19 protein-coding genes are annotated in these 21276 nt (G+C 62.5%); 8 read left to right on the top strand and 11 right to left on the bottom strand.

The window, feature by feature from the left end:
• Nucleotides 1-57: 57 nt before the first annotated feature.
• The 8 genes from AC6I6U_RS06570 to AC6I6U_RS06535 form a co-directional block, all read right to left on the bottom strand.
• Complete coding sequence (locus tag AC6I6U_RS06570; protein ID WP_497881222.1) at nt 58-876, bottom strand: phosphoglycolate phosphatase; 819 nt, start codon at nt 874-876, stop codon at nt 58-60.
• Nucleotides 873-1547 (bottom strand): ribulose-phosphate 3-epimerase, encoded by a 675-nt coding sequence (gene rpe, locus AC6I6U_RS06565; protein WP_497881221.1) that lies wholly within the window; start codon nt 1545-1547, stop codon nt 873-875. The genes AC6I6U_RS06570 and rpe overlap by 4 nt, the downstream gene beginning before the upstream one ends.
• Nucleotides 1548-1828: 281 nt before the next feature.
• Nucleotides 1829-2653, bottom strand: a complete 825-nt coding sequence (locus AC6I6U_RS06560; protein ID WP_497881220.1) for an ABC transporter permease — start codon at nt 2651-2653, stop codon at nt 1829-1831.
• Nucleotides 2654-2666: 13 nt separating this feature from the next.
• Nucleotides 2667-3914 (bottom strand): ABC transporter permease, encoded by a 1248-nt coding sequence (locus AC6I6U_RS06555; RefSeq protein ID WP_497881219.1) that lies wholly within the window; start codon nt 3912-3914, stop codon nt 2667-2669.
• 204 nt (nt 3915-4118) lie between these two features.
• Entirely contained in the window at nt 4119-5162 is a 1044-nt protein-coding gene (locus AC6I6U_RS06550) for an ABC transporter substrate-binding protein (RefSeq protein ID WP_497881218.1), read from the bottom strand.
• 70 nt (nt 5163-5232) lie between these two features.
• Nucleotides 5233-6357: an ABC transporter ATP-binding protein gene (locus AC6I6U_RS06545; protein ID WP_497881217.1), complete on the bottom strand. Its 1125-nt coding sequence runs from the start codon at nt 6355-6357 to the stop codon at nt 5233-5235.
• 248 nt (nt 6358-6605) lie between these two features.
• Nucleotides 6606-7235, bottom strand: coding sequence for a response regulator (locus AC6I6U_RS06540; RefSeq protein WP_497881216.1), 630 nt, complete (start codon nt 7233-7235; stop codon nt 6606-6608).
• A 3-nt stretch (nt 7236-7238) separates the two neighbouring features.
• Nucleotides 7239-9674: a PAS domain-containing sensor histidine kinase gene (locus AC6I6U_RS06535; protein ID WP_497881215.1), complete on the bottom strand. Its 2436-nt coding sequence runs from the start codon at nt 9672-9674 to the stop codon at nt 7239-7241.
• A gap of 64 nt (nt 9675-9738) precedes the next feature.
• Between AC6I6U_RS06535 and AC6I6U_RS06530 the strand changes: the two genes are divergently transcribed.
• Complete coding sequence (locus AC6I6U_RS06530) at nt 9739-10731, top strand: alpha/beta hydrolase family protein (RefSeq protein WP_497881214.1); 993 nt, start codon at nt 9739-9741, stop codon at nt 10729-10731.
• Between the two features lie 12 nt (nt 10732-10743).
• Here AC6I6U_RS06530 and AC6I6U_RS06525 read toward each other — a convergent pair whose 3' ends face one another.
• Genes AC6I6U_RS06525 through AC6I6U_RS06515 form a run of 3 tightly spaced genes read right to left on the bottom strand, consistent with a single transcriptional unit; the run spans nt 10744 to nt 13209 of the window.
• Entirely contained in the window at nt 10744-11511 is a 768-nt protein-coding gene (locus AC6I6U_RS06525; RefSeq protein WP_497881213.1) for a TerB family tellurite resistance protein, read from the bottom strand.
• Between the two features lies 1 nt (nt 11512).
• Nucleotides 11513-12187, bottom strand: coding sequence for an N-acetylmuramate alpha-1-phosphate uridylyltransferase MurU (gene murU / locus AC6I6U_RS06520; protein WP_497881212.1), 675 nt, complete (start codon nt 12185-12187; stop codon nt 11513-11515).
• Nucleotides 12184-13209 (bottom strand): aminoglycoside phosphotransferase family protein, encoded by a 1026-nt coding sequence (locus AC6I6U_RS06515; RefSeq protein WP_497881211.1) that lies wholly within the window; start codon nt 13207-13209, stop codon nt 12184-12186. The genes murU and AC6I6U_RS06515 overlap by 4 nt, the downstream gene beginning before the upstream one ends.
• Nucleotides 13210-13339: 130 nt before the next feature.
• Between AC6I6U_RS06515 and AC6I6U_RS06510 the strand changes: the two genes are divergently transcribed.
• The 7 genes from AC6I6U_RS06510 (at nt 13340) to glpE (ending at nt 21006) form a co-directional block, all read left to right on the top strand.
• Nucleotides 13340-16165 (top strand): LPS-assembly protein LptD, encoded by a 2826-nt coding sequence (locus tag AC6I6U_RS06510; RefSeq protein WP_497881210.1) that lies wholly within the window; start codon nt 13340-13342, stop codon nt 16163-16165.
• A complete protein-coding gene (locus AC6I6U_RS06505; protein WP_497881209.1) occupies nt 16140-17462 on the top strand; it encodes a peptidylprolyl isomerase in 1323 nt (440 codons plus the stop codon). Before AC6I6U_RS06510 ends, AC6I6U_RS06505 begins: the two co-directional genes overlap by 26 nt.
• Nucleotides 17459-18448, top strand: a complete 990-nt coding sequence (gene pdxA, locus AC6I6U_RS06500) for a 4-hydroxythreonine-4-phosphate dehydrogenase PdxA (protein ID WP_497881208.1) — start codon at nt 17459-17461, stop codon at nt 18446-18448. Before AC6I6U_RS06505 ends, pdxA begins: the two co-directional genes overlap by 4 nt.
• Complete coding sequence (rsmA, locus tag AC6I6U_RS06495) at nt 18445-19263, top strand: 16S rRNA (adenine(1518)-N(6)/adenine(1519)-N(6))-dimethyltransferase RsmA (RefSeq protein WP_497881207.1); 819 nt, start codon at nt 18445-18447, stop codon at nt 19261-19263. Before pdxA ends, rsmA begins: the two co-directional genes overlap by 4 nt.
• 121 nt (nt 19264-19384) lie before the next feature.
• Entirely contained in the window at nt 19385-19765 is a 381-nt protein-coding gene (gene apaG / locus AC6I6U_RS06490) for a Co2+/Mg2+ efflux facilitator ApaG/CorD (RefSeq protein WP_497881206.1), read from the top strand.
• Complete coding sequence (locus tag AC6I6U_RS06485) at nt 19765-20640, top strand: symmetrical bis(5'-nucleosyl)-tetraphosphatase (protein WP_497881205.1); 876 nt, start codon at nt 19765-19767, stop codon at nt 20638-20640. The genes apaG and AC6I6U_RS06485 overlap by 1 nt, the downstream gene beginning before the upstream one ends.
• Before the next feature lie 36 nt (nt 20641-20676).
• Complete coding sequence (gene glpE, locus AC6I6U_RS06480) at nt 20677-21006, top strand: thiosulfate sulfurtransferase GlpE (protein ID WP_497881204.1); 330 nt, start codon at nt 20677-20679, stop codon at nt 21004-21006.
• The last annotated feature ends 270 nt before the right edge of the window (nt 21007-21276 follow it).

The raw sequence follows: 21276 nt of genomic DNA, 5'->3' as shown, positions 1-21276 counted from the left end.
CTTGAGGTTCAAACGGTCAGGTATGCAAACGCGCCGCACGGAGCGGCCAGGGAAATGTCAGGCGCGCCAACGCCAACGGGCCAAGGCCTTGATGACTTTCATCCAGAGTTTGCGAGTGACCACCACGATGGCGTTTCCAGGAGGGGATTGAGTACAGTCCGCCGACATTAGCTCAGCGCCGCCCTCCAGGCAACCGGGAATCAATGCGCGCAGGTCATCGATGACCAGTGCCGGCTGCTCTTCGGCGATCGGCCGGCCATGGTTGTAGCCATAGCTGAGGGCAATGCAGGCAACCCCGGCGGCCTTGGCCGCTTGCACATCGCTGCGAGAATCGCCGACGAACAGGCTCTGCGCCGCCGGAATACCGGCCATTTTCATCACATGAAACAGTGCCGCCGGATCGGGCTTGCGTTGCGGCAGGGTGTCGCCGCCAATGATCCAGCGGAAGAACCGTCCCAATTGCATCTCGTCGAGCAGGGGCGCGACGAAACGTTCGGGCTTGTTGGTGATCAGGGCCATTTCCACGCCCTGCTTCTGCATCCAGCCCAAGGCTTCCCGCACGCCGGGATAGACCGTGGTCTGGTCATGGCCGCCGTCATAGGCTTCCATGAACAACTCCAGCGCCTGTTCGGCGTCACTCTCGCTCACCGTCGAGTGATCGAGGCCACCGGCCAACGCCCGGCGCACCAGTACGGGGGCGCCGTTGCCAACCCATTCGCGTACCGCCCCCAGGCCGGCGGCGGGCCGTCCCAGGGCGAGCAGCATCTTGTCGACAGCGGCAGCCAGGTCCGGTACCGAATCGATCAACGTACCATCCAGATCGAACATCACCAGCTTGGGCAGCCCTCCCGCGAAGAGCTGCGCGAAGGCGCTCATGATCGAGCCAACGCCAGTTCCGCACGCATCTTCTCGATGACGTCACGGTAGTTCGGAGCGTTGAAGATCGCCGAGCCGGCGACAAAGGTGTCGGCACCGGCAGCGGCGATTTCACGGATGTTGTTCACGTTCACCCCACCGTCGATTTCCAGGCGGATGTCGCGGCCGGAAGCATCGATCAGCGCCCGCGCTTCACGCAGCTTGTCGAGGGTGCCGGGAATGAACTTCTGCCCGCCGAAGCCTGGGTTGACACTCATCAGCAGGACCATGTCGACCTTGTCCATCACGTACTTGAGCACATCCAGCGGGGTTGCCGGGTTGAACACCAGGCCGGCCTTGCAACCGCCGTCGCGGATCAGTTGCAGGGAGCGGTCGACGTGCAACGTGGCTTCTGGGTGGAAGGTGATGTAGGTCGCACCGGCCTCGATGAAGTCGCCGATGATGCGATCCACCGGGCTGACCATCAGGTGCGCGTCGATCGGCGCGGTAATGCCGTACTTGCGCAGCGCCGCGCAAACCATCGGGCCGATGGTCAGGTTGGGGACGTAGTGGTTGTCCATGACATCGAAGTGCACGATGTCGGCGCCAGCGGCGAGAACGTTGTCCACTTCCTCACCCAGGCGGGCGAAATCGGCGGAAAGAATCGACGGAGCAATTGCGAAGGGCTGCATGACGCACCTTTTTGAGCAGAATCACGGTGGCGCGCATTGTATACCTCATGTTTCGCCAAGCGCACCGTGACCGCGATAATTGGCCGCACATACAGCAGGCTCTTTTCTACGACTTTAGTCGTCCTCGCGCCGAACTCCCCGATGTTTGCACTACTCTTCCGTGGGAGCCGGCCTGCTGGCGATAGCGGCCCCCTGGACACCGCGATACTGACTGAATGGCCGCCTTTGGCGGATCGCCAGCAAGCAGGCTCCCACAAGAAGTTGAGTTCTTTCGGGCACCGTCAGGCCTGGGTGGTGCGCAGCTTCTCGCTACGCCCACGCAGCCACTCCAGGGTCAACAGCAGGACTACCGAGAAGGCGATCAGCAAGGTCGCCGCGGCGGCGATGGTCGGGCTGAGGTTCTCGCGGATACCGCTGAACATCTGCCGTGGCAGCGTCGCCTGCTCGGGGCCGGCGAGGAACAGCGTCACCACCACTTCGTCGAAAGAGGTGGCAAAGGCGAACAGCGCCCCGGAAATCACCCCCGGCGCGATCAGCGGCAGGGTCACCCGGCGGAAGGTGGTCAGTGGCGATGCCCCCAGGCTGGCCGCGGCACGCACCAGGTTGTGGTTGAAACCCTGCAAGGTCGCCGAGACGGTGATGATCACGAACGGTACACCCAGTACCGCATGCACCACGATCAGCGAAGTAAAGCTGTTGCCCAACCCCAGCGGTGCAAAGAACAGGTAGCTGGCCACGCCGATGATCACCACCGGCACCACCATCGGCGAAATCACCAGGGCCATCACCAGCGGCTTGCCGGGAAAGTTGCCGCGGGTCAGGCCGATGGCCGCCAGGGTGCCGAAGACCATCGCCAGCGCCGTCGCCGCCGGGGCGACGATGATGCTGTTCTTCAACGCCCGCATCCACTCGGCGGAGGCGAAGAAGTCCTGGTACCAGTGCAGGGAGAACCCTTGCAACGGATAGACCAGGAAGCTGCCGGCGTTGAACGACAGCGGCACGATCACCAGCACCGGCAGCACCAGGAACAACAGGATCAACCCGCACAGGATGCGCAAGCTGTAGAACCAGACCCGCTCGACGGGCGACATGTACGGACTGAGCATTTCGATTCTCTCCTTAACCCAGGCTCAGGCGGCTCGCGCCCACCAGCCGGCTATAGATCAGGTACAGCACCACGGTCGCCAGCAGCAGCAGGCCACCCAGCGCCGTCGCCATGCCCCAGTTGATGCTGGTGTTGGTGTAGAAGGCGACGAAGTAGCTGACCATCTGGTCGTTCGGGCTGCCCAGCAGCGCAGGGGTGATGTAGTAGCCGATCGCCAGGATGAACACCAGCAGGCAACCGGCGCCGACACCGGCATAGGTCTGCGGGAAGTACACCCGCCAGAAGCTGGCGAACGGGTGGCAGCCCAGGGAGATCGCTGCACGCATGTAGGTGGGCGAGATGCCTTTCATCACGCTGTAGATCGGCAGGATCATGAACGGCAGCAGAATATGCACCATGGAGATGTAGACACCGGTGCGGTTGAACACCAGCTCCAGCGGCTTGTCGATCACGCCCATGGCCATCAGCGCGCTGTTGATCAGGCCGCCCGACTGCAGCAGCACGATCCAGGCCGCGACCCGCACCAGGATCGAGGTCCAGAACGGCAGCAGCACCAGGATCATCAACAGGTTGCTCTTGCGCGCTGGCAGGTTCGCCAGCAGGTAGGCCAGCGGATACGCCAGGAGCAGGCAGATCGCGGTGATCACCAGGCCCATCCAGAACGTGCGGGCGAAAATATCGAGATAGATGGCCTGGTCAGGGGTGGCCGGGGCCAGCTCGCCGAGGTCGTCGATGCGATGATCGACAGCCGCCAGCAGGTAATAGGGGGTGACGCTACTGGTATTGCGGCGAATCGCCTGCCAGTACGCCGGATCGCCCCAGCGTTCGTCGAGGGCTTCCAGGGCTTCCTTGTAGGAAGCTGGTTCCGTCTTGAACGGCAGGGAACGGGCAGTCTTGGTCAGCAGGCTGCGGTAGCCGGCCAGTTCCATGTTCAGGCGCTTGGACAGGTCGCCCAGGTTCTGATTCTTGCGGGCTTCGCCCAGCTCTTCGCCGAGGGCCTTGTACACCGCCTCGCCAGGCAGGCCCTTGCCATCCCAGGCCGACACCGCCGCCACGGTACGCGGCAAGGCACTGACCACCTCGGGGTTGCCAACACTCTTGTAGAGCAGCGCGACGATCGGTACCAGGAACACCAGCAACAGGAACAGCACCAGCGGCGCGATCAAGGCCTGGGCCTTCCAGCGGTTGACCCGCTCGGCGCGCGCCAGGCGCTGCTTCAGGGTGGGACTGGTCCCCTCGTTCAGAGGAACGGTGATGGCCATGACGAACTCCGGAAATCTTTGATCAATCGAGAATGCAGCGACGGCGAGGGGGCTTGCACCCGTTCGGCTGCACAGCAGCCGTAAAACCATGGAATGCGGTGTACCTGATACACCGCAGGCACCGGTTTCAGGGCCGCTTCGCGACCCAACGGGGGCAAGCCCCCTCGCCACCCCGCTCACGCCTGCAAGAGGACGAGTTTGGGGTTACTTGGCCGCCCAGGCGTTGAAGCGCTGCTCCAGTTGCTCGCCGTTGTCAGCCCAGAAGCTGACGTCGATCTGCACCTGGTTGGCGATGTTTTCCGGAGTGGTCGGCATATCCTTGAGAATGTCCTTGGCCAGCAGCGGTACCGCCTGGGTGTTGGCCGGGCCGTAGGCGATGTTTTCCGAGTAGGTCTTCTGCTGCTGCGGCATGACCGAGAAGGCGATGAACTTCTTCGCCACGTCCGCCCGAGCCTTGTCCAGGCCCTTCGGAATGGCCCAGGCGTCGAAGTCGTAGATGCCGCCGTTCCATACCACCTTCAGGTTGCTTTCCTTCTGCACTGCGGCGATCCGGCCGTTGTAGGCCGAGCTCATCACCACGTCACCGGAAGCAAGGTACTGCGGCGGCTGGGCACCGGCTTCCCACCACTGGATGTACGGCTTGAGCTCGTCGAGCTTCTTGAACGCGCGATCCTGGCCATCCTTGCCGGCCAGCACCTTGTAGACATCCTTCGGCGCAACGCCGTCCGCCATCAGGGCAAATTCCAGGGTGTACTTGGCGCCCTTGCGCAGGCCGCGCTTGCCCGGGAACTGCTTGGTATCCCAGAAATCGGCCCAGCTGGTTGGCGCGGACTTGAGCTTGTCGGCGTTATAGGCCAGCACAGTCGACCAGACGAAGAAGCCTACGCCGCAAGGCTGGATGGCGCCTTTGACGTAGTCTTCGGTCTTGCCGAACAGCGCCGGGTCCAGTTGTTCGAACATGTCTTCGTCACAGCCGCGGGACAGCTCAGGCGACTCGACCTCGACCAGGTCCCAGGACACGCTCTTGGTGTCGACCATGGCCTTGATCTTGGCCATTTCGCCGTTGTACTCGCCGGCGACGATCTTGCCGTTGCCTGCCTCTGCTTCCCAAGGGGCATAGAACGCCTTGACTTGGGCCGCCTTGTTCGCGCCACCAAAGGACACCACGGTCAGGTCGGTCGCCGCCATGGCATTTGCCGCGCACATCAGCCCTACTGCGAGGGCACTGAATTTCAGGGATTTGAGCATTTATTCTTCTCTCCACGAGTGCAGGTTGGTGAAGCACGGGGCGATGAATTCGCCTCTTGGGGTACAGCAGTCAGCTGGCGTCGAGCAGCGGATCCAGCGCGCGAACGTGCTCGACCTGCCAGCCAAGGGGGACGACATCGCCGACCGCCAGCGCCGGATCGAGCTCGGCGATAGGCTGTTTCACGAAGAAGTCGGTTTTGCCGCAGACTTCCAGGCGCACACGAACGTGGTCGCCCAGATAGATGAATTCGGCCACCCGTCCGGAGAATCGGTTGACGCAGGATTCGCTGGAACCGTTGAGGCTGATGCGCTCGGGGCGGATCGACAGGGTTACCGGCTCGCCGGGCTTGCCGACATTCACCGCCAGGGCCTCGACCTTCTCGCCACGCCCCAGCTCGACCACGCAGCGATCACCACTGTGGCTGTGCAGGCGCCCGCTGAGGCGGTTGTTCTCACCGATGAAGTTGGCAACGAAGGTGTTGCGCGGCTCTTCGTAAAGCGTGCGCGGCGGCGCGATCTGCTGGATCTCGCCCTGATGGAACACCGCCACCCGGTCGGACATGGTCAGGGCTTCGCCCTGGTCGTGGGTCACGTAGACCACGGTCACGCCGAGACGCTGGTGCAGGTGCTTGATTTCCATCTGCATGTGTTCACGCAACTGCTTGTCCAGCGCGCCCAGCGGTTCGTCCATCAGCACCAGTTGCGGTTCGAACACCAGCGCCCGGGCCAAGGCCACCCGCTGCTGCTGGCCACCGGACAACTGCGCCGGGTAGCGCTGGGCGAACTTGTCGAGCTGGACCATGCCCAGTACGCGCTTGACCCGCTCGCTGATGTCGGTTTTGCTCAGGCCGCGCACGGTCAGCGGGAACGCCAGGTTCTCGGCCACGGTCATGTGCGGGAACAACGCATAGTTCTGGAACACCATGCCGATGTCGCGCTTGTGCGGCGGCACATTGTTGATGGAGCGACCGGCCAGCTGGATCTCGCCGGCGGTCGGGGTTTCGAAACCGGCCAGCATCATCAGGCTGGTGGTCTTGCCGGAACCGGAAGGCCCGAGCAAGGTCAGGAACTCGCCCTTGCGAATGTCCAGGTTGAGGTCCTTGACGATCAGGTTCTCGCCATCGTAGCTCTTCTGCACACCACGAAAGCTGACCAGGATGTCCTTGGCCCCAGCGCTTGAATCAACCTCGCTCATACCCACACCTTTTTGTTTTTGACTGCCGTGGTCTAAGCCTAGTGAAGGCTGCACACAGCGCAAATCGGGGGGCGAGAGAGATTGTCCTCAGCAGTCTGGAAGAGTTGCTGTAGGGATTGCCCTACAAGAATGACGCGATTGGATAAGTCAGCAGGCACTTTGCCACGTTCCGCCCTGTAGCCGCGCCAGACACCCACGCATCGTTGTCGCAAATGGATATGCTTGGGTTGTTTCCAGCGGAATCCATCTCAGAGCAACTTGTGCTCCATGGCGTACTTCACCAGTTCGGCCAGGGAGGTGATGTTGAGTTTCTGCATCAGCCGGGCCTTGTGGGTGCTGATGGTCTTGCTGCTCAAGGCCAACTGCTGGGCGATATCGTTTACGTTGGCGCCTTGGGCCAGGCGCTCGAACACCGAGAACTCACGCTCCGACAGCAGCGCATGCAAGGGCCGGGAATCGGTCAGGCCAACCTCGAATACCATCCGATCGGCCAGCTCGGGGTCGATGTAGCGCCCACCCGCCGCCACTTTGCGAATGGCTGTCAGCAGCAGCGACGGATCGCTGTCCTTGGTGGCGTAGCCGGCAGCACCCACCTTGAGGGCGCGGGCAGCCATCTGCGCCTCGTCATGCATCGACAGCACCAGGATCGCCGGTGGATCACTCAACGCCCGGATCCGCGGAATCGCCTCCAGGCCATTGACCCCCGGCATGGAAATGTCCAGCAGCACCACCTCGCAGGGTGTATGCCGCAAGGCTTCCAACAGTTGCTCGCCATTACTCGCCTCGCCCGCCACTTGCAGGTCCTTGGCCAGGCCGATCAATTGCTTGATGCCCTCGCGGACGATGGTGTGGTCTTCGGCTACCAGTACGCGGATCACGTCTTACTCCTGCTCGGTCAAAAGGCTCGCGGCCTGCGGCGGGTCCAACGGTACACGAACGCTCAGGGTCGTGCCTTCGCCGACATCGCTTTCCAACGACAGGCTGCCGCCCAACATCAACACACGCTCGCGCATGCCGACTACCCCGAATGAAGTTGGCCTACCGCTCGGAGTGACGAATCCCACCCCATCGTCGCTGATGGTCAGGCACAGGTCCTGCCCCTCGATGGCCAGCGTCAGTTCCACAGTATGCGCCTGGGCATGACGCATGACATTGGTCAGCGCCTCCTGGAGAATCCGGAACAGCCCGGTAGCCTTGGCATCACTGAGCGCCGGCAGGCTTTCCGGTACCTGCACCAGGCACGGGATCTGCGTCCGCGCCTCGAAACGCCGCGCCTGCCACTCGATAGCCGACGCAATGCCCGCATCGAGAATCGGCGGACGCAAGGCGGTCGCGACATCGCGCACCAACTGGAACAACTGCGCGATCAGCTTCTTCATGCTGTTCAGCCGCTCATTCAGGCCAGGGTCCAGTTGCGCATAGGCCAGCTCGCACATGGACGTTTCCAGCTTGAGCACCGTCAGCATCTGCCCCAGTTCATCATGAACCTCTCGGGCGATACGGGCCTTTTCCTCTTCCCGGACACTTTCCAGATGTGCCGACAGTTCGCGCAGTTGCTCACGGGAACTGGCCAGTTCCAATTCGATCCGCTTGCTTTCGCTGATATCCCAGACGATTCCGTCCCAGACGACCGTACCGTCTGTCAGCCGACGAGTGATCGCCTTGATCTCGGCCCAGCGCTGCCGGCCTTCGCGAGTCATGATCCGGCCCTGCCAGGCCCAATCGCTGTCCGAATCGATCGCATGGTCCTGGACCCGATGATAGTCGGCCCGGTCGTCCGGATGAACCAGGCTGCGCAAGCCTATATCCTGCTGGCGCAGGGTCGCGGGTGCATAGCCCACCAGGCTTTCGCTGCCTTCGCTGATATACGGGAAGTACAGCTCGCCAGTCTGCGGCACCCGCTCCAGGCGAAACACCAGGCCCGGCACATTCGCCGCGATCCCCTTGAGCCGCGCCTCGCTCTCCTGCAGCGCCGCCAGGGCCCGGCGGCGTTCGGTGACGTCATTGAGATAGACCACCAGGTACTCGCCATCGCGAAAACGCAGGAAACTGAGGGAGACATCGGCCGGCAGGATGCTGCCATCGGCACGCAGGCATTGGGTTTCGAAACTCTGCGCCGCTTCGTCGCTGGCGCGGGCCCGCTTCCACAGGTTCAGCCAGCGGTCCATGTGCAGGTTCGGCTCAACATCGATCAGCGGGCGGTCGAACAAGGCGCCAGGGGGATAACCGAGCATCTCCTCGGCCGCGCAGTTGGCATAACGCACGTGGCTGTCCCAGTTGACCCAGAGAATGCCCACGGTGCTCTGGTCGATGGAGAACTGGGTCAGGCGCAGCGCCTCCTCGCTGGCCTCGCGCCGGGCCAGGTCCTCGCGGGCGGCAAGCAGGGCCTGTTCCAGGCTGCGCTGCTGACGGCGCAACCAGAACACGATCGCCAGGCAGGCCAAAAACATCACCGCCAGCAACAGGCACAGGTTCTGCCAGAATCCAGGCGATGCCGACAGCCGCGGATACTTGGGCTGCAGCCAGCGCAGGTGAAGTTGATCGAGATCACGGGCCGCAATCGCGTGCAGCGCCTTCTCGACAATCCCGGCCAGCTCCGGCCAGTCGCGTCGACTCCCCACCCGCAGCAGTTGTGGCAACCCGATATCACCGACCACCGCCAGCCCGGCAAACTCCTCCTCGCCGGATAGCCGGCTGAGCTGCGCCTCGTCGACCACCGCATAACGGGCCTGCTGGCTCAGCAACAACTGCAATGCCTGGCGCTCGGCAGGCACACCCTGCAGGTTGAGATTGCTATAGGTGCTGCGCAGGTAATCGGCAATGGTGCTGGGCATGCGCACGGCAACACGGGGCTGGCTGTCGAGTTTTTCCAGCTCGACCGCTCCGGCACCATTGCGCTCGCCGACGACCAACTGCGGCACGCGCATGTAGGGATCGGAAAACGACCACAGGCGCAGGCCCGCTGGCGTCTGGGTCAAGCCCGGGGCGAGATCGATTTCGTCGTCGGCCAGGGCCTTCTCCAACTGCGCCTGGTCTGGAAAATTACGCCAGGTCAATTCGACATTCATCGCCTTGGCCAGCCACTGCATCAACTCGACATTGGCCCCCGACAGCCGCTGCAGGCGCCGGTCATACTGTGCATAGGGCGCCTGCAACACCAGGCCGACGCGCAGCTCCCGGTGTTCGTCGAGCCAGCGATGCTGCTCGGTGGACAACGCCAGGCCGTTGGCCGGTGGTGCCGGCACGGCCCAGGCCATCAAGGGGAGACACAGCCAGCCGATAACCCAAAGACAGCAAAAACGCATGATTCGACTCATCCACACTGACAAATACTGACCAACCCATTAGGCTGCCAGGATTACCTCTGGCCTGGAAAATCCGATGCCCCCTGTCTACCGCTCGGCACTGCCTGCGCTGTGCCTGTCGATGATCCTACCGCTTGGCACGCCGGTCCTGGCGGCAGACCCGGCACCTGCACCGGCGAAAGAAGCACCGGCCGAAAAACCGGTGGAACGCCAGTCATTGCCGGAACGCAGCCAGGAAGACGCCACCGCCCTGGAACGGCAACTGCCGCAACAGGAGCAACAACAGTTGCAGGCGGCCGGCGACACGTTCCTGGCCTTGTGGAAACCGGCCAACACGCCAACACCCAATGGCGCGGTGATCATAATCCCCGGAGCTGGTGAAACCGCTGACTGGCCTCAAGCCGTCGCGCCCTTGCGCAATAAATTGCCGGACGCCCACTGGAGCAGCCTGAGTCTGACACTCCCGGACCTGCAAAGCGACGCCTCCCTGCCGCGGGCCGTCGAAGCACCAAAACCCGCGGAACCGGCCTCGAGCAACAGCAAGGACGCCAGCACCACCAGCAAACCGATCGAACAGGCAGCCAGCGCGGAGGCCGAGGTACCCGACCAGGCTCCCGCAGCGACTGCGGAAGATCCGCTCAAGGGCGATGCCGAGCGGATATTTACCCGCATCGATGCGGCCATCGCCTACGCGCAGCAGCAGAACGCACACAGCATCGTCCTGCTGGGACATGGCACTGGTGCCTACTGGATAACCCGCTATCAGGTCGAGAAAGCCTCGCCACAAGTGCAAAAGCTGGTGTTGGTGGCCGCTCAGACTCCCGTCAGTGCCAAGGCGGACCTGGCACAACTGACACCTGAGCTTAAACAGGCGACTGCCGATTTCTTCTACCAGGACAAACCACTGGATCGCAAAGCCGCCCTCCAGCGCCTGCAAGCGAGCAAGCGCCAGAAAACGTCCCACTACACCCAGGTTGGACTCAAGGCGCTACCGGGCAACCCAGGCCAGGAACAGTTGGTACGTCGGGTTCGCGGCTACCTGAACCCGCAGGACCAGGATAGCCAGTAACCCTTTCTCGCTTCAGCGGAACGCCCGGCGCTCGCGGATCAGCGCGTAGGCCTGGTGCAGCTCGCGGGTCTTCTCGGTTGCGTCCTGCACCTGGGTCGGCGTGGCTCCGGCGCCAGCTACCTTGTCCGGATGATGGCGGCTCAACAGCCGCCGGTAGGCTCGCTTGATCTGCGCCGGTTCGCTGGTCGGCGTCACGCCCAGGACGCGCAAGGCATCCTGGTAGCTGCCGGCACTGCTCATCAGCGGTTTGCGACTGGGCTCGTAATCGCTGGCCAACGCCTGGATCTGTTGCGTTGTCCAACCCAGCCACTTGCCCCAGAGCATGATCAGTTCACGCTCTTCGCGCCCCGCGCGGCCGTCGGCCCAAACCATCCGCCAGCACGCCCGCAAGACACCTTCGGCCGCATGAGGCTGGGCCTTGAGATGGCGCAGGTAGCCGCGCAGGCTGTCCTCCCCCGACTTGCCGCGATTGAACGCGGCAATCGCGCGGCGCTGAGCCGCTTCCCCCATGTCCAACTGACGCATCTCCTGCCGGGCCTGTTGAATATGGCCGTCGACCACCCGCCCATCACTCTTGGCCACGCGACCGAGCAGGACGAACAACAGTTCGTCATTGCGCAACGCCGGCTTGCCCCCCAGTCGCTCGCGCAGGTGTGCCCAACTGTGCAATTGCAGGCGCCGATCCAGTGCCTGTCCTAGCAATGCGCCCAACATGGCCCCCGGAATGCTGGCGATGGCAAAGCCCGCCCCGGCTCCAATCAGAGTCCCTGGCCACAACATATCAGTGTCTCTCTTCCAACAATTGCTCGACTTGTGCGAGGCGTTCCACAGTACCGACGTCCACCCAATGTCCGTCGAGGCGCTCGCCGCTTACCTGCCCCTTGGCCATGGCCTCGCGCAGCAACGGTGCCAGCTTGAAGGCTCCGGCGGTACAGCCGGCAAACAGTTGCGGATGCAGCACGGAAATGCCGCTGAAGGTCAATTTAGGCACCTGCGGCTGGTCGTTGAAGATTCGACCGTCCAGCAGCGCAAAATCTCCCCCAGCCGGATGATGCGGCGGATTATCGACCATCACCAGATGAGCCAAAGCATCCAGGGGACGGCGCAACGCCGAGAAATCGCAATCGGTCCAGATATCGCCATTGACCACCAGGAAAGGCTCTTCGCCCAACAACGGCAGTGCGCGGAAGATTCCTCCACCGGTTTCCAGCGGCTCGCCTTCGGGCGAATAGGCGATACCCAGGCCATAACGTGAGCCGTCACCGAGGTAATCCTCGATCTGCTGCCCGAGCCAGGCGTGGTTGATGACAACTTCCCTGAAACCGGCCGCCGCCAGCGCTCGCAGGTGGTAGTCGATCAGCGGAACGCCGTTGGCCCGGATCAGCGGCTTTGGCGTGTGCAGGGTCAGCGGGCGCATGCGCTCGCCCTTTCCCGCCGCCAGGATCATCGCCTTCATGACACCGCCCCGACAGGCAGGCGCAGGCTATCGAGAAGCTCGCCCAACTCGACCAACTCCGGACGGCGCGCCATGACCGCCTCTATATAGGCAAAGAAACGCGGCACGTCCGCCAGGTAGCGGGGCTTGCCATCGCGATGGCAGATACGGGCAAAGATACCGATCACCTTCAAGTGACGCTGCACGCCCATCAGGTCGCTGGCCCGTCGGAAATCTTCGAAATCCGCCTGGACCGGAATGCCTTGCTGGCGAGCCCGCTCCCAGTATCCATGCAGCCAATCGGCGACCCGGGCTTCGGGCCAACTGAGGAAAGCGTCCTTGAACAGGCAGGTGATGTCATAGGTCACGGGACCGTAGACCGCATCCTGGAAGTCCAGCACACCCGGATTCGGCTGGCTCAGCATCAGGTTGCGCGGCATGTAGTCGCGGTGCACCAGCACCTGCGGCTGTGCCAGGGCACTGTCGATCAATAGGGTGCTGACCCGCTGCCACAGCTCCACTTGCCGTGGGCTGAAGCTGGCGCGCAACTCATGCCCCACATACCACTCGGGGAACAGTTCCAGCTCGCGACGCAGCAAGGCAACGTCGTAACGGGGCAGTTCGGCATCCATCGGCAGTTGCTGAAAGGCCAGCAAGGCGTCGATGGCATCGGCAAACAATGCATCGGCGTTTTCGCCGTCGATCACATCCAGGTAGGTCTGGTTGCCCAGGTCATTGAGCAACAGAAAGCCGTTTTCCAGATCCTGCGCGTAAATTTCCGGCACGTTTATCCCGGATTTCGCCAGCAGATGGGCGATATCCACGAAGGGCCTGCAGTTCTCCCGAGGCGGTGGCGCGTCCATCACAATGAAGCTGCGGGCATCGCCCCGCCAGCGGAAATATCGGCGGAAACTCGCGTCGCTGCTGGCCGCGATCAATGTGGCAGCAGGGACCGCGCCCCAGCCCCTGGCCAGGAACAGGGCTGCCAGTTGTTCATCCAGCCAAACTTTCAGGTGTTGCAAGCGTAGATCTTGGTCGGGCATTACAAGGGTCTCCGACGGCGCTAGCCGTCAAGCGGGTCATGCTTTATTATCCAGCATCTTTTTCAGACCATCGATAGGCGTGCGGCCCTTACCGCGGGCAGATGGCACGCAGGAAGCCCGGACTAATAAGATGGCATTGAAATCCCCCGCGTTTCGTAGAAAGTTTCCGTTGCTGGTTACCGGCAGTTTGCTGGCCATGCAACCTCTGGCCACTTCGTTCGTCGTTGCTGCTGAACAGTATGACTGTTCAGCCTCCGCTTCGGGCGCCTGGAATTGTGCGCCGAAGTCGACCACAGCCCAATTGCCGCCGCGCCCGGTGCATGACGCCGGCTCGGTCGGCGGCACCTCCCAGGCCACGGCAGACAGCGGTTCCGGCAGCGACAGCGCACCGGCGACCAAGCTGGTCACCGAGGCCAAGGGCCGCGGCCTGAAGTCCCGCAGTGCCGACTACAGCCACCTCGACTGGGTTCCCCGCGAGAAGCTGACGCCTGCCCAGTTGGCCGAGACCGGACCGTACTGCTCTGGTGCCTATATCGAACCGATTCGTCCTGGCATGAATGACAAGACGAATAAAAATGATGCGCCGACCTTCATCGGTGCCAAGGCATCGCGCTACGAGCAGGAACAACAGGTCGCCAGCCTGGCCGGTGACGTGGTCATGCGCCAGGGCAGCATGCAAGTCGAGGCCGACGAAGCGAACCTGTACCAGGCGGAAAACCGTGGCGAGCTGAGCGGCAACGTTCGGGTACGCGACAACGGCGCACTGCTGGTCGGCGATCACGCCGACGTCCAGCTGGACACCGGTGAAGCCAAGGTCGACAACGCCGAGTACGTTCTGCACAAATCGCGCATACGCGGTAGCGCGCTCTACGCCAAACGTGCCGAGAACGCGATCATCCGCCTCAAGGACGGTACGTACACCACCTGCGAACCGAGCAGCAACGCCTGGCAGCTCAAGGGCAACAACATCACCCTGAACCCGGCGACCGGCTTCGGTACCGCGACCAACGTGACCCTGCGTGTCAAGGACATCCCAGTCCTGTACACCCCGTATATCTACTTCCCGATCGACAACCGTCGTCAGTCCGGCTTCCTGCCACCGAGCTTCAGTTCGGATAGCGATAACGGCTTCACGCTGGTCACGCCTTACTACTTCAACCTGGCACCGAACTACGACGCCACGTTGTACCCGCGCTACATGACCAAGCGCGGCCTGCTGATGGAAGGCGAATTCCGCTACCTGACAGAGTCCAGCGAAGGTCAGTTCGGTGGCGCATACCTGAACGACGACAGCAATGATCGCTCGAAGCAGACCGACTCCGAAAAAACCCGCTACATGCTCAACTGGCAACACAAGGGCGGCCTGGATTCGCGCGTCCTGACCGAGGTCGACTACACCAAGATCAGCGACCCCTACTACTTCCAGGACCTGACCAGCGACCAGGTCGGCGTCAAGGATGCCGGTGCCTACGTCAACCAGCAGGGGGCCGTCAGCTACCGCGGTGACAGCTTCACTGCCAGGCTGAACCTGCAGGCCTACCAGATGGCCAGCGTGTCGAACATCACGCCTTACAACCGACTGCCGCAGATCACTTTCAACGGTGAACTGCCTTACCACCCTGAAGGTCTCGATTTCACTTACGAGACTGAGTCGGTGCGCTTCGAGCGGAGCCTGGAAAACGGCAATTATTTCGATAAGGATGGCGGTCCGTTCGATGCCGACGGAAACTCCGTGGGCACCCCGCGCCTGGACACCAACGTCGTTGGCCTGGCCCGCGCAAACGGCAATCGCCTGAACCTGAAGCCCGGTGTCAGCCTGCCGCTTAACTGGACCTATGGCTACGTGAAGCCATCGCTCAAGTACCAGTACACCAAATATGACCTGGACTTGGGCGCCAAGGGCCGGGACGACCTGGTCAACAATACGGGCAATGCCTCAGCACTCGGCGAGACCTTCAACAGCTCGCAAAGCCGTGGCGTACCGATCGCAAGCATCGACAGCGGCCTGTACTTCGACCGCGACACCAGCATGTTCGGCACCCACTATCGCCAGACCCTGGAACCGCGCCTGTTCTATCTCTATGTTCCAGAGAAAGACCAGAAGGACATCCCGGTCTTCGATACGGGTGAATACAGCTTCAACTACGCCTCGCTGTTCCGCGAGAACCGCTTCTCCGGTTCTGACCGTGTAGGCGATGAAAACAAGTTGTCCCTGGGCGTGACCAGCCGCTGGATCGAAGACAACGGCTTCGAGCGTCAACGCATCAGCGTCGGCCAGGCCCTGTACTTCAAGGACCGTACCGTCCAGCTGCCGGGTGTCGACTACCGTACCCGTGACGATGCCAAGGCCAACGTTTCGCCGTACGCTCTGGAATATGCCTACCGCTTCAACCGCGACTGGCGTGCGACAGCCGACTACAACTGGGACCCGGACAGCCACAGCCCACGCTCGGGCAGTGCGATGTTCCACTATCAGCCTGAAGACAACCCAAACAAGGTGGTCAACGCCGGCTATCGCTATCGCAACGACCAGGTCATCTACAACCAGAACACCGGCCAGTGGCAATTCGGTGGCGACTACGGCACTCCGGGCACCGCTGGCTACGTGAAGGACTACTACAAGATCCAGCAGCACGACTTCTCGGTCATCTGGCCGGTGCTGCCGCAGTGGAACCTGATCAGCCGCTGGCAGTACGACTACAACCGCAACCGCACGCTGGAAGCCTTTGGTGGTTTCGAGTACGACAACTGCTGCTGGAAACTGCGCCTGATCAACCGTTACTGGGTCAAGTATGACGAGTTCAGTCAAGAAGCCCCGCAGAACGAAAAAGGCGACCGCGGCATCTTCCTCCAAATTGTCCTGAAGGGTCTGGGCGGCGTTGTTGGCCAGAAAGTAGAAACCTTCCTCGACAAAGGCATCCAAGGTTATCGTGAACGTGAAGATCAAGCTTTCTGATTGTCTGCGCCCGCTGATGCTGGGCGCGCTGGCCCTGAGTGCCGCGGTTCACGCCGCGGTACAACCGCTCGACAATGTCGTGGCGATCGTCGACAACGACGTGATCATGCAGAGCCAACTGGACCAGCGTGTCCATGAAGTCCAGCAGAGCATTGCCAAGCGCGGCGGCGGCGTGCCGCCCAGCAGCGTCCTGGACCAGCAGGTCCTCGACCGCCTGATCGTCGAAAACCTGCAGCTGCAGATCGGCGAACGCTCCGGCATTCGCATTTCCGACGAAGAACTGAACCAGGCCATCGGCAGCATTGCCCAGCGCAACAACATGTCGATCGATCAGTTCAAGGCCGCCCTGGCCCACGACGGTCTCTCCTATGAGGACGCCCGTGACCAGGTCCGCCGTGAGATGGTTATCAGCCGCGTGCGTCAGCGCCGGGTAGCAGAGCGGGTGCAGGTGTCCGAACAGGAAGTGAAGAACTTCCTCGCCTCGGACCTGGGCAAGATGCAGCTCTCCGAAGAACTGCACCTGGCCAACATCCTGATCGCCACTCCGGACAGCGCCAGCTCGCAAGCCATCCAGGCTGCGGCGAACCAGGCCCAGGACATTTACCGGCAGCTCAAGCAAGGCGCCGACTTTGCCCAGTTGGCCATTGCCAAGTCCGGTAGCGACAACGCCCTGGAAGGCGGCGACATGGGCTGGCGCAAGCCTGCACAACTGCCACCGCCGTTCGACCACATGCTCAGCAACATGCCGGTTGGCGATATCACCGAACCGGCCCGCGCACCCGGTGGTTTCATCATCCTGAAGGTCCTGGACAAGCGTGGCGGCGAGACCCAGATGCGCGACGAAGTGCATGTGCGTCACATCCTGATCAAGCCGAACGCCATTCGCAGCGAAGCCGAAACCCAGGCCCTGGCCCAGAAACTCTACGAGCGCATCCAGGGTGGCGAGGACTTCGCTACCCTGGCCAAGAGCTTCTCGGAAGACCCTGGGTCGGCCCTCAACGGCGGCGACCTGAACTGGATCGATCCGAAAGTGCTGGTCCCGGAATTCCAGGAAGTGATGGCCAAGACTCCGCAAGGCGTACTGTCCAAGCCGTTCAAGACCCAATACGGCTGGCACGTGCTGGAAGTCCTCGGTCGTCGCGCCACCGACAGCACCAATCAGGCTCGTGAGCAACAAGCCATGACCGTGCTGCGCAACCGCAAGTACGATGAAGAGCTGCAAACCTGGCTGCGTCAGATCCGCGACGAAGCCTATGTCGAGATCAAGCTCCCTGGCGCAGACCAGGCAGCCAAGTGAAACCCAAGCGTTTCGCGCTGACCCCCGGCGAACCAGCGGGCATAGGTCCAGACCTTTGCCTGCTGCTGGCCTCGCAGCCACAGCCCCACCCCCTGATTGCCATCACCAGTCGTGACCTGCTCGCCGAGCGGGCCGCGCAACTGGCGGTGGCCGTCGACCTGCTGCCGGTAGGTCCGGACAGCTGGCCCGAGCATGCGGCTCCCGCAGGCAGCCTCTATGTCTGGGATACGCCACTGGCGGCAGCGGTGGTGCCTGGGCAACTGGACAAGGCCAACGCGGCCTTTGTCCTTGAAACCCTGACTCGCGCGGGTGAAGGCTGCCTCAGCGGCGATTTCGCCGGCATGATCACCGCCCCGGTCCACAAGGGCGTGATCAACGACTCCGGCATCGCCTTTTCCGGGCACACGGAGTTCCTCGCCGACCTGACCCATACCAGCCAGGTGGTCATGATGCTCGCCACCCGCGGACTGCGAGTGGCGCTGGTCACCACGCACCTGCCGCTGCGCCAGGTCGCCGACGCGATTACTCCACAGCGACTGGAGCGCGTCACACGAATCCTGCACGCCGATCTCAAGGAAAAATTCGGAATCGCCCAGCCGCGAATCCTGGTGTGCGGGCTCAATCCCCACGCCGGCGAGGGCGGCCATCTGGGCCACGAAGAGATCGACGTCATCGAACCCACCCTGGAGCGTCTGCGCAGCGACGGCATGGACCTGCGCGGTCCGTTGCCCGCCGACACTCTGTTTACCCCCAAATATCTGGAGCATTGCGATGCAGTGCTGGCGATGTACCACGACCAGGGCCTGCCCGTACTGAAATACAAAGGCTTCGGCGCGGCAGTCAATGTGACCCTGGGCTTGCCGATCATCCGCACTTCGGTCGACCACGGCACCGCCCTGGATCTGGCTGGCAGCGGCAAAGTCGAGACCGGCAGCCTGCAGGTCGCCCTGGAAACCGCCTACCAGATGGCCGAGACCCGTTTATGAGCGAGCAATACCAACACCGGGCGCGCAAGCGCTTCGGCCAGAACTTCCTGCACGATGCCGGTGTGATCGATCGCATCCTGCGGTCCATCCACGCCAAATCCGAAGACCGCATGCTGGAAATCGGCCCAGGACAGGGTGCCCTGACCGAAGGACTGCTGAGCAGCGGCGCGCAACTGGACGTGGTGGAACTGGACAAGGACCTGGTCCCGATCCTCAACCAGCAGTTCGCCAACAAACCGAACTTCCGGCTGCATCAGGGTGATGCGCTGAAGTTCGACTTCACCACGCTGAATGCCGCGCCGAACAGCCTACGGGTAGTCGGCAACCTGCCCTATAACATTTCCACGCCGCTGATTTTCCACCTGCTGGGCAATGCCCACCTGATCCGCGACATGCACTTCATGCTGCAGAAAGAGGTCGTCGAGCGCCTGGCAGCAGGACCGGGCGGCGGCGACTGGGGTCGCCTATCGATCATGGTCCAGTATCATTGCCGCGTGGAACACCTGTTCAATGTCGGTCCTGGTGCATTCAATCCTCCGCCCAAGGTCGACTCGGCAATTGTCCGCCTGGTACCGCATGCGGTGCTGCCACACCCGGCCAAGGACCACCGCCTGCTCGAACGCATCGTTCGCGAAGCCTTCAACCAGCGTCGCAAGACCCTGCGCAATACGCTCAAGGCACTGCTCAGCAGCGCCGAGATCGAAGCTGCCGGCGTCGATGGCGGCCTGCGCCCGGAACAGCTGGACCTGGCAGCCTTCGTGCGCCTGGCCGACAAGCTCAGCGAGCAGTCCATCGAGCAGCCGGCAACCGACTGACAACCCAACTCATCGCGCCCGGGTACTGCGCCGACGACCACGTCTGGCCTACTACCCGGCACTTGACCTAGACTGAGTGCCACCAGTCGCGTCTTTCGCTTTTGTTTCCAAGGCCTCTCGCATGTCCGATCCTCGCTATCAGGTCGACGTCAGCGTCGTCACCCGGTTCCTTGCTGAACAATCCCAGCCCGAACAGAACCGCTTCGCCTTTGCCTACACCATTACCGTGCAGAACAACGGCCAACTCCCCGCCCGGCTGCTTTCCCGTCACTGGGTGATCACCGACGGCGATGGTCATGTGGAGGAAGTCCGGGGCTCCGGCGTGGTGGGTCAACAACCACTGATCGAAGCCGGGGAAAGCCATACCTACAGCAGCGGCACGGTCATGACGACCAAGGTCGGCAACATGCACGGCAGCTACCAGATGCTGGCCGAGGATGGCCAGCACTTCGAAGCCATCATTGCCCCGTTCCGCCTTGCCGTACCTGGGGCGCTGCACTGATGGCAGTGTACGCCGTCGGCGACCTGCAAGGCTGCCTGGAGCCACTCAAGTGCCTGCTCGAACGGGTCGGCTTCGATCCCGCCAGTGATCGTCTGTGGCTGGTCGGCGACCTGGTCAACCGCGGCCCGCAATCCCTGGAAACCTTGCGTTACCTCTATCGCCTGCGCGACTCGCTGGTCTGCGTGCTCGGCAACCACGACCTGCACCTGCTGGCCGCTGCACAGAACGTCGAGCGCCTGAAGAAAAGCGACACGCTGCGCGAAATCCTCGAAGCCCCCGATGCCGCCGAACTGCTCGGCTGGTTGCGCCAGCAGAAGCTGCTGCATCACGACCCGGAGCGCAACGTCGCCCTGGTCCATGCGGGCATACCGCCGCAGTGGTCGCTCAAGAAGGCCCTCAAGCTTGCCGCGGAAGTCGAAGCCGCTCTGCGCGACGACCAGCAGTACCCGGTGTTCCTGGCCGGCATGTACGGCAACGAGCCGAACAAGTGGGATGGTGACCTGGAGGGCGTCACGCGCCTGCGGGTGATCACCAACTATTTCACCCGCATGCGCTTCTGCACCGCCGAAGGCAAGCTCGACCTCAAGGGCAAGGAAGGCGCCGATACCGCGCCGGCCGGCTATGCGCCCTGGTTCAGCTTCAAGGAGCGCAAGACCCGGGGCCTGAAGATCATCTTCGGCCATTGGGCGGCACTTGAAGGCCAATGTGACGAGCCAGGCATCTTCGCCCTCGACACTGGCTGTGTCTGGGGCGGAGCCATGACCCTGATGAACGTCGACACCGGCGAGCGCCTGGACTGCAAATGCGACAGCCAGGGTGGAGTCGCCCCCCCGCCGACCCTGGCCGAGCGATTCCGCGCCTGGCTCTATCGCTGACCCCCAAGACCTACACGCCCCAGACCGGAGCCCATGATGAGCGAATTCAAACGTATCCCCCCCGAACAAGCCCAGGCCCTGCGCGAGCAAGGTGCCGTGGTGGTCGACATCCGCGATCCGCAGGCGTTTGCCCTGAACCACATCACCGGGTCGAAGCACTTGGACAACCATTCGCTGCACGACTTCATTACCAGCGCCGACCTCGATAAGCCACTGGTGGTGTGCTGCTATCACGGCAACTCCAGCCAGAGTGCGGCAGCCTACCTGGTCGGCCAGGGTTTCTCCGAGGTCTACAGCCTGGATGGCGGCTTCGAGCTGTGGCGTACGACCTATCCTGCGGAAATCGCTCAGGATATTTCCGAATAATTTTTTTCTTCTGCTCCAGCCCGCATGAACCGCGGGCTAGAGCATTTCCTGACGAACGGTAAAGCGCAACTAATTGCGTATCCCGCCTTGACCTCCCTGATTCCGAACTATCCTTAAGTCCGAGGCCATCCAAATCAGGGGAGAGCCGGTACACCGGCGTACGGGTCATCGGTAGTAATTTTCAGGGCCATCGCTGCCTTGAAGGTGTTCTGGGGGGTAAACGGCAACGGCTCTACCGTTGCGTGCCAGCACTTGACTGACTGATCCGAC

This window comes from Pseudomonas sp. UTLPPB19802 (genome assembly GCF_059730225.1).
This window is presented reverse-complemented; position numbering and strand designations above follow the sequence as displayed.

Coding starts and splice junctions, on each gene's coding strand:
- AC6I6U_RS06515 (WP_497881211.1), bottom strand. CDS start 13,209: ATGCCCGACCAAGATCTACGCTTGCAACACCTGAAAGTTTGGCTGGAT.
- AC6I6U_RS06530 (WP_497881214.1), top strand. CDS start 9,739: ATGCCCCCTGTCTACCGCTCGGCACTGCCTGCGCTGTGCCTGTCGATG.
- AC6I6U_RS06525 (WP_497881213.1), bottom strand. CDS start 11,511: ATGTTGTGGCCAGGGACTCTGATTGGAGCCGGGGCGGGCTTTGCCATC.
- AC6I6U_RS06545 (WP_497881217.1), bottom strand. CDS start 6,357: ATGAGCGAGGTTGATTCAAGCGCTGGGGCCAAGGACATCCTGGTCAGC.
- AC6I6U_RS06570 (WP_497881222.1), bottom strand. CDS start 876: ATGAGCGCCTTCGCGCAGCTCTTCGCGGGAGGGCTGCCCAAGCTGGTG.
- AC6I6U_RS06535 (WP_497881215.1), bottom strand. CDS start 9,674: ATGAGTCGAATCATGCGTTTTTGCTGTCTTTGGGTTATCGGCTGGCTG.
- AC6I6U_RS06485 (WP_497881205.1), top strand. CDS start 19,765: ATGGCAGTGTACGCCGTCGGCGACCTGCAAGGCTGCCTGGAGCCACTC.
- rpe (WP_497881221.1), bottom strand. CDS start 1,547: ATGCAGCCCTTCGCAATTGCTCCGTCGATTCTTTCCGCCGATTTCGCC.
- glpE (WP_497881204.1), top strand. CDS start 20,677: ATGAGCGAATTCAAACGTATCCCCCCCGAACAAGCCCAGGCCCTGCGC.
- apaG (WP_497881206.1), top strand. CDS start 19,385: ATGTCCGATCCTCGCTATCAGGTCGACGTCAGCGTCGTCACCCGGTTC.
- AC6I6U_RS06555 (WP_497881219.1), bottom strand. CDS start 3,914: ATGGCCATCACCGTTCCTCTGAACGAGGGGACCAGTCCCACCCTGAAG.
- AC6I6U_RS06550 (WP_497881218.1), bottom strand. CDS start 5,162: ATGCTCAAATCCCTGAAATTCAGTGCCCTCGCAGTAGGGCTGATGTGC.
- murU (WP_497881212.1), bottom strand. CDS start 12,187: ATGAAGGCGATGATCCTGGCGGCGGGAAAGGGCGAGCGCATGCGCCCG.
- AC6I6U_RS06510 (WP_497881210.1), top strand. CDS start 13,340: ATGGCATTGAAATCCCCCGCGTTTCGTAGAAAGTTTCCGTTGCTGGTT.
- AC6I6U_RS06560 (WP_497881220.1), bottom strand. CDS start 2,653: ATGCTCAGTCCGTACATGTCGCCCGTCGAGCGGGTCTGGTTCTACAGC.
- rsmA (WP_497881207.1), top strand. CDS start 18,445: ATGAGCGAGCAATACCAACACCGGGCGCGCAAGCGCTTCGGCCAGAAC.